At 64.2% G+C, this 13,399-nt stretch carries 12 protein-coding genes; 8 read left to right on the forward strand and 4 right to left on the reverse strand.

Annotated elements, in window-relative coordinates; all coding sequences use genetic code 11:
* The 7 genes from MESS4_RS13545 to MESS4_RS13575 all read left to right on the forward strand — a co-directional run.
* Positions 1-756, forward strand: a 756-nt coding sequence (locus MESS4_RS13545; RefSeq protein WP_036241238.1) for a LysM peptidoglycan-binding domain-containing protein, incomplete at its 5' end; no start/stop codon positions are given.
* A gap of 63 nt (positions 757-819) precedes the next feature.
* Positions 820-1,152: a metalloregulator ArsR/SmtB family transcription factor gene (locus MESS4_RS13550; protein WP_006331347.1), complete on the forward strand. Its 333-nt coding sequence runs from the start codon at positions 820-822 to the stop codon at positions 1,150-1,152.
* A gap of 15 nt (positions 1,153-1,167) precedes the next feature.
* On the forward strand, positions 1,168-3,054 hold the full coding sequence (locus tag MESS4_RS13555; protein WP_006331355.1) for an ABC transporter ATP-binding protein/permease: 1,887 nt from the start codon (positions 1,168-1,170) through the stop codon (positions 3,052-3,054).
* A gap of 385 nt (positions 3,055-3,439) precedes the next feature.
* On the forward strand, positions 3,440-3,808 hold the full coding sequence (locus MESS4_RS13560; RefSeq protein WP_006331361.1) for a helix-turn-helix transcriptional regulator: 369 nt from the start codon (positions 3,440-3,442) through the stop codon (positions 3,806-3,808).
* Positions 3,809-4,040: 232 nt separating this feature from the next.
* Entirely contained in the window at positions 4,041-4,388 is a 348-nt protein-coding gene (locus MESS4_RS13565; protein ID WP_006331363.1) for an antibiotic biosynthesis monooxygenase, read from the forward strand.
* An 89-nt stretch (positions 4,389-4,477) separates the two neighbouring features.
* Entirely contained in the window at positions 4,478-5,215 is a 738-nt protein-coding gene (locus tag MESS4_RS13570) for a phosphatidylserine decarboxylase (RefSeq protein WP_280110237.1), read from the forward strand.
* A 3-nt stretch (positions 5,216-5,218) separates the two neighbouring features.
* Positions 5,219-6,037: a phosphatidylcholine/phosphatidylserine synthase gene (locus MESS4_RS13575; protein WP_006331366.1), complete on the forward strand. Its 819-nt coding sequence runs from the start codon at positions 5,219-5,221 to the stop codon at positions 6,035-6,037.
* A 28-nt stretch (positions 6,038-6,065) separates the two neighbouring features.
* On the opposite strand, the gene MESS4_RS13580 is transcribed toward MESS4_RS13575, so the two are convergent.
* The 3 genes from MESS4_RS13580 to MESS4_RS13590 all read right to left on the reverse strand — a co-directional run bounded on the left by MESS4_RS13580 (position 6,066) and on the right by MESS4_RS13590 (position 10,432).
* Entirely contained in the window at positions 6,066-8,288 is a 2,223-nt protein-coding gene (locus tag MESS4_RS13580) for an AMP-binding protein (RefSeq protein WP_006331367.1), read from the reverse strand.
* A gap of 293 nt (positions 8,289-8,581) precedes the next feature.
* Positions 8,582-9,487 carry a DMT family transporter gene (locus MESS4_RS13585; RefSeq protein ID WP_036241239.1) on the reverse strand — a complete coding sequence of 302 codons (906 nt, stop codon included), beginning with the start codon at positions 9,485-9,487 and terminating at the stop codon, positions 8,582-8,584.
* Between the two features lie 57 nt (positions 9,488-9,544).
* Entirely contained in the window at positions 9,545-10,432 is an 888-nt protein-coding gene (locus MESS4_RS13590) for a DMT family transporter (RefSeq protein WP_006331377.1), read from the reverse strand.
* A gap of 204 nt (positions 10,433-10,636) precedes the next feature.
* Between MESS4_RS13590 and MESS4_RS13595 the strand changes: the two genes are divergently transcribed.
* Positions 10,637-11,671 (forward strand): MerR family transcriptional regulator, encoded by a 1,035-nt coding sequence (locus MESS4_RS13595; RefSeq protein WP_006331379.1) that lies wholly within the window; start codon positions 10,637-10,639, stop codon positions 11,669-11,671.
* Between the two features lie 122 nt (positions 11,672-11,793).
* Here MESS4_RS13595 and MESS4_RS13600 read toward each other — a convergent pair whose 3' ends face one another.
* Positions 11,794-13,305: a peptidase S10 gene (locus MESS4_RS13600; protein ID WP_006331380.1), complete on the reverse strand. Its 1,512-nt coding sequence runs from the start codon at positions 13,303-13,305 to the stop codon at positions 11,794-11,796.
* Positions 13,306-13,399: the final 94 nt, after the last annotated feature.

The following is a 13,399-nucleotide window of genomic DNA, read 5'->3' on the forward strand; positions in this document are numbered from 1 at the left end:
GCCGCTCCGGCGCCCGCCGCCCCGGCCGTGGTGGAAGCCGCCCCTGCGCCGGCTCCGGCAACACCTCCGGCATCTGCCGCGCTGGTAACTGAACCCAAGATCGTCGTCGAGGCGGTCGAGATCGACGGCAACAAGATCTTCGTCGCCGGCACCGCAGATCCCGGCCGCAAGGTTCGCGCCTATGCCAACGACATTCTGCTTGGTGACGCGAGAACTTCGCCCGACAACCGTTTCCTGGTCGAGGCGACGCGCGACATTCCGGTCGGCACCTACACCATCCATGTCGATGCGCTCGATGCGGACGGAGTCAAGGTGGTGGCCCGAGCCGCCGTGCCGTTCGAGCGCGAGCCGGGTGAGGCGGTCGCCGCCGTGGCGCCCGCCGAGCCGAAGCCCGCCGAGGCCAAGCCATCCCAACCGAAGCCGGCCGAACCGGCAGGCGCTGCCGCCGAAGCCCCGGCTGCACCTGCCGTCGAGGCGCCGCCAACTGACGTTCCAGCGACGGTGTCGCCCAAGCTCGAGCATGCCGACGGCGCCGTCATCATCCGCCGCCGCGACACGCTGTGGCGGATTTCGCGGCGGGTCTATGGCCAGGGCATGCGCTATTCGACCATCTATCTCGCCAACCAGGATCAGATCGCCGATCCCGACCGCATCTGGCCCGGGCAGGTGTTCAAGGTTCCGCAAAAGTCGAAGGAAGGCGAACCCGCTGACCTCAAGGCGATGGGCGACCAGATGACGACGGCGCCGACCAAATAGAAATCTTTTTCTTCTTTCCGGTCACTTGCGGAAAGTTCGTTCATCGTCTATCGCCGATAGACGATGAACGCTCCCCTGATCGAGACCCGGAACATCTGCGGCTTCGCCGACAGCCAGGTCGTTGCCACGAAGCTCGCAGCACTTTCGCATCCGGCGCGCATCGAGATCCTCAAACATTTGTCGGCCAGCCACTCGTGCTGTTGCAGGGAGGTTGTTGATCATCTCGACCTGGCGCAGTCCACCGTCTCCCAGCACCTGAAGATACTGGTCGACGCCGGTCTCGTCCGCTACGAGCCCGACCGCCAGCGCTCGCGCTACCAGGTCGACCGTGATGCGCTCGCCGGTCTTTCAGCGTCGCTGACCGCGCTCGTCAATTCCTGCTGCTCCGGCGGCTGAGATCAAGGCAAGAAAATGGCCGACAAAACCGTCTCCGCCGAGTCCGGCTCGACCTTCGACACATTGCGCAATCTGTGGCCGTATATGTATCCGGCCGATCGCCCGGACCTGCGCTGGCGCGTAACCTGGGCGACCTTGCTGCTTGTCGTCGCCAAACTCGTGCTCGTCGCCGGGCCGTACTTTTTCAAATGGGCAACCAATGCGCTGGCGGGGCAGGGCGCGGCCCTGCCGTCCTTGCCGGCTTTCCTTTTGGCGCCGGTCGCTCTCGTGATCGCCTACAATTTTCTGCGCCTCGTCCAGCTCGGCTTCAACCAGTTGCGCGACGCGCTGTTTGCCCGCGTCGGTCAGTATGCGGTGCGCCAGCTCGCTTTCCGCGCCTTCGTCCACATGCATGAGCTGTCGCTGCGCTTCCATCTCGAGCGCCGCACCGGCGGCCTGTCGCGCATCATCGAGCGCGGCACCAAGGGCATCGAGACGATCGTTCGCTTCATCATGCTCAACACGGCGCCGACTATTCTCGAATTTGCGCTGACCGCCGGGATCTTCGCCTTCACTTATGGCTGGAAATACGTTGCCGTCGTTGCCGTGACCGTATGGGTCTATGTCTGGTTCACGGTGAAGGCGAGTGACTGGCGCATCACCATCCGCCGTGACATGAACGACAGCGATACGGACGCCAACACCAAGGCGATCGATTCGCTGCTCAATTTCGAAACGGTCAAATATTTCGGCAACGAGGCAATGGAGGCCGAGCGCTTCGACCGCTCGATGGCGCGCTATGAGATCGCCGCCACCAGGATCTGGACCTCGCTCGGTTGGCTGAATTTCGGCCAGGGCATTATCTTCGGGCTCGGCACGGTTGTCGTCATGTGCATGTCGGCCCTGGAAGTGCAGGCCGGCACGCAGACGGTCGGCGATTTCGTCTTCATCAACGCCATGCTGATGCAGCTTTCGGTGCCGCTCAACTTCATCGGCTTCATCTATCGCGAAATCCGGCAAGGGCTGACCGACATCGAGCAGATGTTCGACCTGCTCGATGTCCGCCAGGAGATCGTCGACAAACCGGACGCCAAGCCGCTCGCCGTCTCGGCTGGCAAGATCGAATTCCGCGACGTGCATTTCTCCTACGACCCCAACCGCAAGATCCTGAAAGGCGTCAGCTTCGAGGTCCCAGCCGGCAAGACGGTCGCCATCGTCGGGCCATCGGGCGCCGGCAAGTCGACCATTTCGCGGCTGCTGTTCCGCTTCTACGACATCCAGGATGGCCAGGTGCTGATCGATGGCCAGGATGTCAGGGACGTGACGCAGGAGAGCCTGCGCGCGTCGATCGGCATGGTGCCCCAGGACACCGTGCTGTTCAACGACACGATCGCCTACAACATCCGCTACGGCCGCATCGACGCCAGCGAGGAGGACGTTCGCAAGGCGGCCGAGCTTGCCCAGATCGGGCCTTTCATCGAGCGGCTGCCCGACGGCTACCGTTCGATGGTCGGCGAGCGCGGGCTGAAACTCTCCGGCGGCGAGAAGCAGCGGGTGGCGATCGCCCGCACCATCCTGAAGGCGCCGCCGATCCTGATCCTCGATGAGGCGACCTCGGCGCTGGACAGCCACACCGAGCAGGAGATCCAGGTCGCGCTCGATCTCGTCAGCCATGGCCGCACCACCATCGTCATTGCCCACCGGCTGTCGACGGTGATCACGGCCGACGAGATCATCGTGCTCCAGGACGGCCAGATCGCCGAGCGCGGCACCCATGCCGCCCTGATGCGCAAGCGCGGCCTCTACGCCTCGATGTGGGACCGCCAGCGCGAGGCGACCGAAGCCGAGGAGCGGCTGCGCATCGCCCGCGAGACCGACGAACTCGGCGTCATCGTGCGCCGCCGCACGTCGGAGGTGGGGTGAAATTTGGCCGGTGAACTGAAGGACCTTTGCGAAATCGCAAAATGAGATAAAGCAACATCGCTAAGAGCGATTTTTATTGAAGCGATTATCGCAACATGCGATATTCGTTTTGGATGAAAACGCTTGTTATTCAGGCTCTCGCCGCCAAGGCCCTGCGTAAGCATAAAGCAGACGCGGACCGCATCGTTGCCAAGATGGAGCCTACGTGCGGATACCGCGTCCTTGGCGAACAAGGTTGTCACGATGCAGGGTTCGACGCATCGGAGGCTGCGCGTTGGCGATTTCCGTGTGATATTCGAGGAAACGGCAACGGAAGTGATCGTCACCAAGATCGGCCCTCGTGGCTCGGTCTACGATTGGCGGAACACACCGAGAGGTAAGACACATGAGCAAGAGCACGACCTATCTGGTGACGCCGGGCGGCGAGGAACTCGCCGTGTTGCCCCGTCGCGATTATGAAGTGATGAAGGAGGCAGTAGAGCACGCCGTCGCTCTGGGCGACTATCGCTCTGGTCGTGTACCCGGCCTTACTGCCGATGAAACTCGCGCCTTGGTCGGCGCCGTATCGCCGCTCGCCTTCTGGCGCGGTTATCGCAGCATGACCCAGAGTGAACTGGCCGGCAAAGCAGGTATCGCCCAGAACTACCTTTCTGACATCGAAAATGGCAAACGCACTGGCGATGTCGGCCTTTGGATGCGCTTTGCCCGTGCCCTCGATCTTCCAATTGAGGTGATTGTCGACGACGAGGACTAATGTATGTCGCCCAAAAGCATGCCCACGGGCTTGACCGGAGGGTGTGCAGCGGTTTGGGGCGACGACATGCATGGAACAAAGATTTAAAGCGCGTCGCGTGGGTATCGTTGCACTTCGAATGTGAGCTGAAAATTCGGGAGTTGTTTTTTCCATTGACCTCAATCTAGCTTGAGGTTGTACGCCTCCGGTCGAAGGTGCGTTGTGCGCCTGTTTGCGATCGGAGATACGGAAAATGGATCAACTGAATCAAAAGCTTGGCAATGACAGCGTGTTCAGGGTCGACAAGTTCGTCGTCCCGGCCGAGGCTCGCGAGGAGATACTGCGCAAGGTCAGGGCGACACATGAATTGCTGCGCCTCCAGCAAGGCTTCGTGCAGGATTTCCTGCTCGAGCAATTCTCGGGACCGGGCGAATTCAACCTCGTCACCATCGTCGAATGGGAGAACCAGGCAGCCGTCGACAACGTCGTGCCGATCGTCAAGGCGGCGCATGATCAGGCGGGCTTCAACCCGCAGGAGACAATCACCCGGCTCGGTGTACGGGCCGACATCGCCAACTATCAGCGCTTGCCCGAGATGTAGGAAGGTTAGCCCGCGCCTGGCACCGGGTGAGCCAGCCACTCCCATTGTTGCGTTGCGGGAAGGGGGGCTTTCCGCTATTGAGGCCGGACCTGAAACAGGGACCGCCCCCATCCCATGAGCCCCATCCAATGAGTATCGTCGATACGATCAAGAATGCGTTCGTTCCGATCCATCGCGAGGGCTATCCCTTCATTGCCGCCTTCGGCGCGGCGACGCTGGTGCTTGGCTATTTCTCCTCGACCTTGTTCTGGGTCGGCCTCATCCTGACGGCGTGGTGCGCCTATTTCTTCCGTGATCCCGAGCGCGTCACGCCCGTTGACGACCGGCTGGTGGTGAGCCCCGCCGACGGCATCATCTCGGCGGTCGGCCCAGCTGTGCCGCCGCGCGAGCTTGGCCTTGGCAGCGGCGAGATGACCCGCATCTCGGTGTTCATGAACGTCTTTTCCTGCCATGTGAACCGCGCGCCGGTGCGCGGCCGCATTTCCAGGATCGAGCATCGGCCGGGCAAATTCCTCAATGCCGAACTCGATAAGGCAAGTTCGGAGAACGAGCGCAACGGGCTGGTCATCGACAGCCCGAACGGCACGGTGGCGGCGGTGCAGATCGCCGGGCTGGTGGCGCGGCGCATCGTCTGCTGGGCCGAGGCCGGCAATGCGCTCGCCATCGGCGAGCGTTTCGGGCTGATCCGCTTCGGCTCGCGCGTCGACGTGTTCCTGCCGTCCACCGCGACGCCGCGTGTTGCCGTCGGTCAGACCGCGGTTGGCGGCGAGACCGTATTGGCCGAATTCGGCGGCGTTGCCGCGACGCCGCTCGTACGGATTTCCTGACCGGTGGGCGCGCCGTTCAAGAAATTCGAGGCCCATGCCAGCGGCGGCCCGCGCATCCGCGAAATTCCGATGCGCATGGTGCTGCCCAACCTTGTCACTGTGCTCGCCATCTGCGCCGGCCTGTCGGGCATCCGCTTCGGCTTCGAAGGCCGCTTCGAGCCGGCGGTGGTCATGGTGCTGCTTGCCGCTTTCCTCGACGGTATCGACGGCCGCCTGGCGCGTATGCTGAAGGCGACCTCCAAATTCGGCGCGCAGATGGATTCATTGGCCGACATCGTCAATTTCGGCGTCGCACCGGCGTTGGTGCTCTATGCCTTCCTGCTCGACCGCGCCGGCTCGCCGGGCTGGATCGCGGCGCTGTTGTTCACCATTGCCTGCGGGCTGAGGCTTGCCCGTTTCAACGTGCTTGACGAGGAGAAAGCAGACCGGCCGCTATGGCAGAGCGAATATTTCGTCGGCGTGCCGGCGCCGGCGGGCGCCGTGCTGGTGATGCTGCCGCTCTATCTCTATTTCCTGCGGCTTGGCCTGGAGCCATCTCGTCCAGCCGCCTTCGTTGCCACCGGATTCACCATCCTGGTCGCCTTCCTGCTGGTCAGCCGGCTGCCGGTCCATTCCGGAAAGAGCTTGAAAATACCGGGCGACCGGGTGCTGCCGATCATCCTCGGTGTGGTCCTCTATGTCCTGCTTCTGATGACCTATCCCTGGTACACGCTGACGGCGTCGGTCGCTGGCTATCTCATCTTCTTGCCGTTGAGCGTGCGCGCCTACAGCAGGCGCGCCAAGCGCGAAGGCGAGAAGGTTCCGCCTTCGGACATCGGTTGAGAAACGCCGGCCAAGCCACTGATCGAATTCAGGCCGCGGCGCTCAGCCCCAGCCGGTCGATCGCCAGCTTGCGGGTCGAGACATAGTCGGTCTTGCCCGAACCCAGCACCGGGATCTCCTCGACCTTGACGATGTCGTTGGGCACCATCAATTCGGCTGCACCCGCCTGCTTGCCGAACTTGCGCAATTCCTCGGCATCGGCGTCGTCGGCGGTGGTGACCAGCACGATGCGCTCGCCGCGCCTTTTGTCCGGCACCGCGACCGCGGCATGGCGTTCTTCCGGCCACAGCGACTGCACCAGCATCTCGACCGCGCCCAGCGATACCATCTCGCCGGCGATCTTGGCGAAACGCTTGGCGCGGCCGCGAATGGTGATGAAACCCTCGCGATCGACCGAAACGATGTCGCCGGTGTCGTGCCAGCCTTCGAGCGGCTGCAATTCGCCGGGCCTGTCCGCGGTCATGTAGCCCATCATCAGATTGGGTCCATTGAGCCACAACTGCCCGGCATCGCTGATGCCTTCGACCGGTTGGAGCTTCATGCGTATCGCTGGCAGCAGGCGCCCGACCGTGCCATCACGGCCGTGGATGGCGGTGTTGACGGCGACAACGGGTGCGGCCTCGGTCAGCCCGAAGCCTTCGACGATCTCGGCCTGGAAACGCTCGCGGTAGACGCGGCGTGTCTCCGGCTTCACCGCCTCGGCGCCGGCGACGACGAAGCGCAGGCTGGAGAAATCGCCGTCCTTGGCGGTGCGCGCATAATTGGCGAGGAACGTGTCGGTGCCGAACATGACGGTCGGCCGCACCTTGCGGGCGATCTCGGGAATGATTTTGTAATGGAGCGGCGAGGGGTAGAGGAACAGCCTTACCCCGGTGACCAGCGGCAGGATGGTGCCGCCCGTCAGACCGAAGGAGTGGAACACCGGCAGCACGTTGAGCAGGATATCGGCCGGCGAGATGGTGATGCGGGCCTCGGCCTGCATGGCGTTGGCGTAGAGGTTCCGGTGCGACAGCAGCACCGCCTTGGGCGTGCCTTCCGAGCCTGACGTGAACAGGATCACCGCCGGCTTGGCAGCATTCTGCCGCTGCAGCGGCCAGCGCCACAGCAAGGCGGCGGCGAGCTTGTCCAGCGCGGTCACGCTTTCGCGGATATCCTCCAGCCACAACAGCTTGGCGCCACCCTTCTCGACGGCCGCGACGATGTCGGCAAGGTCGGCCTTCTCGACGAAGGCGCGGGACGAAACCACTGTGCGGATCACCGCCGTGCGCACGGCCGCGGTGACGCTGGCCGGCCCTGCCGTGTAGTTGATCATCGCTGCCACCCGGCCGGCCGACAGCAGGCCGACGAAGGACAGCACGACGCCATTGGCGTTGGGCAGAAGCAACCCGACCGCTTCGCCGGGCGCGGTTGCGGCCTCGAAGCGGCGACCCAGCACCCGCGCGCCGATGAACAGTTTGCGGTAGCTCAGCGCGCCTGAGATGACGTCCTCGACGATCGGGTGCGAGGCGCCGACGCGGTCGGCGGCGTCACGCATGGCCAGGAACAGGCCGCGATCGAGATCGCTGCCGAACAGCCGGGCCTCGGCACAGCGGTCGAACAGCGCGTTGGTGTTCGAGGCCTGGTCGGGGTTTCGCGCCACGAGTTCGGCGATGGTCATTGGCTCCAGCACGCTGATAGACAGGCGCGGAAACCAGTGGCGCGGCGCTTTGTCCGCCGGCGTCAACGACACCGGCAGGGTGCGCGTACCGGCGACGAAGATCGGCACAATGCTGGCGTCGGCTTGCATGGCGATGCGGGTGACGGCGCGAAACAGACGAAACGTCTTGACGTCGGGCTCGACCGCGTCGGGCAGGTAGACAGCGAGGCGGCCCTTGCCCTTCAGCACCCGTACCAGCCTGCGACTGACGAACACATGCTCGGCGTTGAAAACAATAGTGCGGCCAAGCTCGCGCCACGGCTCCAGCCAGGGAGACCGCGCCGAGACATCGTCGAGGATGTGCAGAGTGTCATCAGGCAAGAGCGACAGCATCAGCGCCGGCTCGATGCGCGACTGGTGCGAGATGACATAGATGACCGGGGCTGGCGCGTTGCGCGCGGTCCTGATGCGGTCGTCACCGATCCGGCAAGCAAGTTTGAACGGCACATAGAGCAGTGCCTGGGTAAAGCGCAGGCCGAGGCGGAATTTTTCCACCATGCCAATCAGCAGCCAGGCCGCCACGAGGCCCGCAAGCAACGCCAGTGTCAGGATCATTGCCGCATCTCTCCCAACGGATTTTCGCACCGCGGCTCTTTGACGGTCGCTTCGGGGGAGAACCTAGCGAAAGTGGGGGAGACGTCAATGTGGATGCGTCAGCAACGGAGCGGCAGTCTTTCAATGTCTACCTGAGCGCCGCAAAGAAAAAGCCGACCTTACGATCGGCTGGAGGTTAGACGGGTCGAGGGGTTTGGGGGGACTTGTGGGTGACCCGTCGCACTCATAATGTCTGAACCCGATGATGGTTCCATGACTTTGCAAATTTATTTCAGGCAAGGTTTTAGCACGATCTAAAGTGCAGCGCGTTGCCTTGCCACGAGCCAGTCGCGCCCGGCATGGGCGAACACCGCGCAGAGCACGATGGCGCCGCCGATCATGCTGGCAGCTGGCGGGATCTCGGCCAGGAACAGGAAGGCGAACAGGATCGCAAACGGCACTTCGGCGGAACCGAGCAGGCCGGATTCCGCCGCTGGAATGAGGCGTGCGCCCTCCGTCCACAGGATCGAGGACAATGCGAAGGACGCGCCGAAGGTGACGAGCAGCACGGCGTCCCTGGGCGACACCGCCAGCGGATCGCTGACGAACCAGCCGAACACGAACAGAAGGAACGCCGACACCGCGCCTGCCCAAACCACCGGTGTGTCGCGGAAGGCGCGTACCATGATCATGTAGAGCGCGCTGCCGATTGTCATCAGCAGCGCCAGCCCGTCGCCCAACAGATGCCCGGTGCCGAAGCCGGACCAGACCATGATGCCCACGCCGCAGAGAGACACGGCTGCGGCCAACATCGTCTGCAGCCGGAATTTTTCGCGCACCAGAGCCCAGGCGAGCAGCGCGGTGACGAAGGGCGCGGTGGCGTAGATGACCGCGACATTGGCGACGAAGGTGAATTTGAACGCCGAGATGAAGGCGATGCTGGCTAGCGCTCCTTCGACAGCCAGCAGCCAGCCTCGCCAGCCGAGGCGCAGGCTCTCGCGCCCGCCTGAGCGGCGGCGGCGCCATAGCACATAGAGCGTGATCAGGATCGAGCCGACAAAGCCGCGCCAGCAGGTGATGGTCAGCGGATCGGCGTGGATCGACTTGGTCAGCACGCCGGTGAGGCCGAAGACAGCCGCCGACGCCGAAACCAGGATGATGCCAAGGGTTCGCTCGGCGGCGGTGTCGGTGGTGGCCGGCATGCTCAAGACCTCTGTCATTTCGCCAGGCTACGCCGTCTCGTCCTGACACCATACTGTCAGCAGGATCGCCCGATCCTACAGCCGCTTGCGGAAATGTTCGTTGCCGACGATCAGCAGGCCGGCCGCGAAGATCAGGGCAGCACCGAAAAACACCTCGCGGCGCGGCACGTCGCCCCATATCGCGAAACCGAGCACGAAAGCCCAGACCAGCGATGTGTATTCGAACGGTGCCACGATCGAGACCGGTGCCCGCTTCATGCCTTCGAACAACAGATACTGCGCGACGCCGCCGAGTGCGCCGACGCTGAGCAACAGCAGCAACTGGCCCCAGTCGATTGGCTGCCACAAAAGCACGGCCGGTACCGCCGAAAAGACCAGGAAGTAGAAGTTGTTGAGCACGAGCTGGACCATCGTGCGCTCCGCCATCGCCGTCTTGCGCAAAAGCACGATGGCGATGCCCCACAGCAGGGCAGCGGCCAGCACCAGAAGCACCGGCATCGACAGGCCGAGACGGGCGGGGTCGCAGGCGACGAAGACGCCGGCGAAACCGATAAGCACCGCCAGCCAGCGCAGCATCGGCACCTTTTCGCCGAGCATGACGACCGAAAGCACGGTGACGATGATCGGCGCCGCGTAGTAGATGGTGGTGAGTTCGGCCAGTTGGAGATACCGGGCGGCGTTGTAGTAGCAGAGCCACGCCGCCAGCGTGAAGGCGGCGCGCACGAACATCGGCCTGACGATGGGCGAGCGGGCCGTATCCGCAATCAGGCGGCGCCCGCCGATTGCCGCGCAGGCGACCAGGATGCTGACGCTGCGGAAGAACATGATCTGCCAGACGGTGATTGCCGCGACCAGAAGCTTGATCGAGGCATCCTGCATCGAAAACAACAGATAGGCGGCCCCGGTCAACAGGATGCCGGCAAGAACCCTTTCGCGGGTTTCCAGGATGGCGATGTCGGCCATGCGGCGTGCGTCCGGTGGCGAGGAAGCCTGCCAAATCAAGCCGCCACGGCCTACGCTATACGAGTGAAATCCCGCGCGGCGCTGCGCCAGCGGCGGGCTTGCGTTGGGGCAGACTTGGCTGCGGGATACATCGCGAACATCCCTGTTGACTTGGCCCCTGGGTCAGCCCCGATAAGAAAGCGTCAGCCAGCAACGAGGTGATTCATGCGCTTCTCCGCCCAGTTCCTGAACGCTTCCGAAGCCGCCAGCCGGCTCGGCGTGTCAGCCAAGGCTTTGCGGCTCTACGAGCAGCGCTGCCTGATTGCTCCAATCCGCACTGCCGCCGGATGGCGGGCCTACGGTCCCGCCGAGATGGCGCGCGCCGCCGAGATCGTGGCCTTGCGCGGGCTTGGCTTCAGTCTCGCTCAGGTGACGCGGGTGCTGGAGGGCGACTCCAGTTGCATGGAGCCAGCCTTGGCCGCGCACCAGGCGGTCCTCGAGGGCCGGCTGCGCCAGCTTGTCGGCATGATGGAGAAGATCGGCAGCCTGCGCGACGACCTCGCTCGAGGCAAAGCGCCAACGATTGGGGAACTGGCGCGCCTGATGATGCCAGACGCCGGGCCTGGCGTCGCTTTCGACCTTCCCTGGCCCTGGGGCGGCGAGCGGTTCGAACTGGGACCTGTCCGGGCGCTGAACTACATCATCGGTCCGCTGGGCAGCGGCAAGACCCGGCTGGCGCGGCGCCTTGCCGAGAGCCTGCCCAACAGCGCCTTCCTTGGCCTGGACCGCCTGGCGGACGGCTGTGCTGTGGCCCTGGCTCGCATGGACGCCGATCCGGCTCTGAGCTCACGGGTCGACCGGACGCTGGCCTGGCTCGTCGAGGACGGCGCCGCGATGTCGGGCGCACTGCTTGCCCTGCTTGCCGGACTGGAAACTGAAGGTCCGGCCATCCTGGTCGTCGACATGATCGAGCAGGGGCTGGACCAGGCTTCCCAGGAGGCACTGATTGCCCATCTGCGCCGCCGTGGCCCCGGTGGCCGGCCGCTTTTCCTGCTCACGCGCTCCTGTGCGATACTGAACCTGACAGCCGTCGGGGCCGATGAAGCGATCATTCTCTGCCCCGCCAATCACAGTCCGCCAACTTATGTCGCCCCATACCCCGGCACTCCCGGCTACGAGGCCGTTGCCACCTGCCTGGCCTCGCCCGAGGTGCGGGCCCGGACGGAGGGCGTCATTGCGTGGCGGCCTGAGGTCGCCTGAGTTCCTCAGAGCATTTGCAGCCAAGTGGAAACACTTGGCGTCGCACAAATGCGGCTAAAACAAAAAGCTAGAGTGGGATACCTAGTTTAATTTGAACGCATCCCGCTCTAGCTGTCACGCGCTCACTGCGTCGCCTGGTAGAGTTCCGAAGCGGCCTCTTTCAGCGCGCGCCGGCCGTCGGGTCTGAAATACATCATGTGCCCGCCCTCCACGACATCGAGGCGGATGGGTTTTGCATCGCCGAGCGTCGGGATCTGATTCACCAGATAGCGCGACGCCAGATAGGGCGTGACGAGGTCGGTGTAACCGTTGACGATCACGACGCCGAGCGCAGGGTTCAACGCGCGCGCCCGCTGCAGATCGTCCATCACCCCGGCATAGCCTTGCCGCGAGGTGCCATAGTCCCAATTGTGGCTGATCTCCCCGTTGAGCAACCGGTAGCTGACATCGGTGCGGTAGTTCAACTCGTCCCTGATATAGCCGGTGAAGGCCGAGGTCAGCGCCGGTATGCTGCGGTCGAGCACCGGATCCGGGCCGGCGATGCGGGCGCTCTCGGGTGCGATGTCGGCCGTCGCGATCGTGCCGTCATAGGGGCTGAGCACCTTGCCGCTGGCGCGGGCAAACTCTCTCGCGAACAGGCCGGTTGGGATACGGGCGAAATTCCGCTGGACGAGTTCGAGCGGCAGGCCGGTGATGTCAGCCACGCGCTGGCTGGCCAGTCGCCCGCCCTGTTCCAGCCCGCTGGCCAAAGCCGTAAGGTAGTCGCCAAGCGCATAGCGCTCGACCTCGGCGAGCTTCTCCCGCAGCGCATCGCCGGTGACGCCATCATTGCGCAGGCGCACCGCCGCCAGGGAGGGGAGTTCGAGCGCCCAGTGCAGGGGTTCGAATTCATCGGGCTGCACCAGCATGAACTCCAGCGCCGGCGAGATCAGCACGATGCCGTTCGGGCTGATGCCGATATCTTCCTGCAAGGTCCTGGCGAGCAGCGCCGCCCGGAAGCCGCCATAGCTTTCCCCGGCGAGGAAGAGCGGCGATCCGGTGCGGCCGTTCTGCGCAAGATAGAGCCGGATGAAGGCGCCTATCGAACTGGCATCCTGGTTGACCCCCCAGAAGTCGCGTGTGTCCTGGCCAGGCGCCTCGCGGCTGTAGCCGGTTCCGACGGGATCGACAAAGACGAGGTCGGTCATGCCGAGCCAGCTGTCCGGATTGTCGATTAGTTTTTGCGGCGAGGGCAGGAATCCCCCATCGGCTCCGGTAGCGATTACGCGCGGGCCGAGCGCGCCGAGATGCAGATAGGCGGACGCAGCACCGGGACCGCCGTTGAACACGAAGGTGATGGGACGCTGCGGCTCTTTCGCTGCGTCGTCCGGCGACCGCCTGGTATAGGCGACATAGAAGATCTCCGCCGTGACGTCGCCCTTGCCGGAAAGCAGCGACAGCGTGCCGGCCTTTGCCTGATAGTCCAGCTTGCGCCCGGCGAGCGTGATCGAATGGTCTGTTGTCTGCGGTGGCGGCAGCAGCGACAGCACGCCGCCTGTGGGCGCCGGCCGCTCCGCCGTTTCAGCCAGGCCAGGCTGCGCGAAGGCGGCAAGCATCAGCAGGATGAGGGGGACCAGTTTCAGGTTGAACGGCATGACGCCTCCACGAGAACAACTCCCGCATAGGTATGGCCGAGGCGATCGAAGTCAAAGGCGGGCCTCTCAAAACATGGGTTCCTCGCCCACCGCG

Source organism: Mesorhizobium sp. STM 4661 (assembly GCF_000359125.1).
Classification (GTDB): Bacteria; Pseudomonadota; Alphaproteobacteria; order Rhizobiales; family Rhizobiaceae; genus Mesorhizobium.

Bases quoted from the DNA above. Each gene is read 5' to 3' on its own strand.
- MESS4_RS13550 (WP_006331347.1), top strand. From the start codon at position 820: ATGAACGCTCCCCTGATCGAGACCCGGAACATCTGCGGCTTCGCCGAC.
- MESS4_RS13555 (WP_006331355.1), top strand. From the start codon at position 1,168: ATGGCCGACAAAACCGTCTCCGCCGAGTCCGGCTCGACCTTCGACACA.
- MESS4_RS13560 (WP_006331361.1), top strand. From the start codon at position 3,440: ATGAGCAAGAGCACGACCTATCTGGTGACGCCGGGCGGCGAGGAACTC.
- MESS4_RS13565 (WP_006331363.1), top strand. From the start codon at position 4,041: ATGGATCAACTGAATCAAAAGCTTGGCAATGACAGCGTGTTCAGGGTC.
- MESS4_RS13580 (WP_006331367.1), bottom strand. From the start codon at position 8,288: ATGATCCTGACACTGGCGTTGCTTGCGGGCCTCGTGGCGGCCTGGCTG.
- MESS4_RS13585 (WP_036241239.1), bottom strand. From the start codon at position 9,487: ATGACAGAGGTCTTGAGCATGCCGGCCACCACCGACACCGCCGCCGAG.
- MESS4_RS13590 (WP_006331377.1), bottom strand. From the start codon at position 10,432: ATGGCCGACATCGCCATCCTGGAAACCCGCGAAAGGGTTCTTGCCGGC.
- MESS4_RS13595 (WP_006331379.1), top strand. From the start codon at position 10,637: ATGCGCTTCTCCGCCCAGTTCCTGAACGCTTCCGAAGCCGCCAGCCGG.
- MESS4_RS13600 (WP_006331380.1), bottom strand. From the start codon at position 13,305: ATGCCGTTCAACCTGAAACTGGTCCCCCTCATCCTGCTGATGCTTGCC.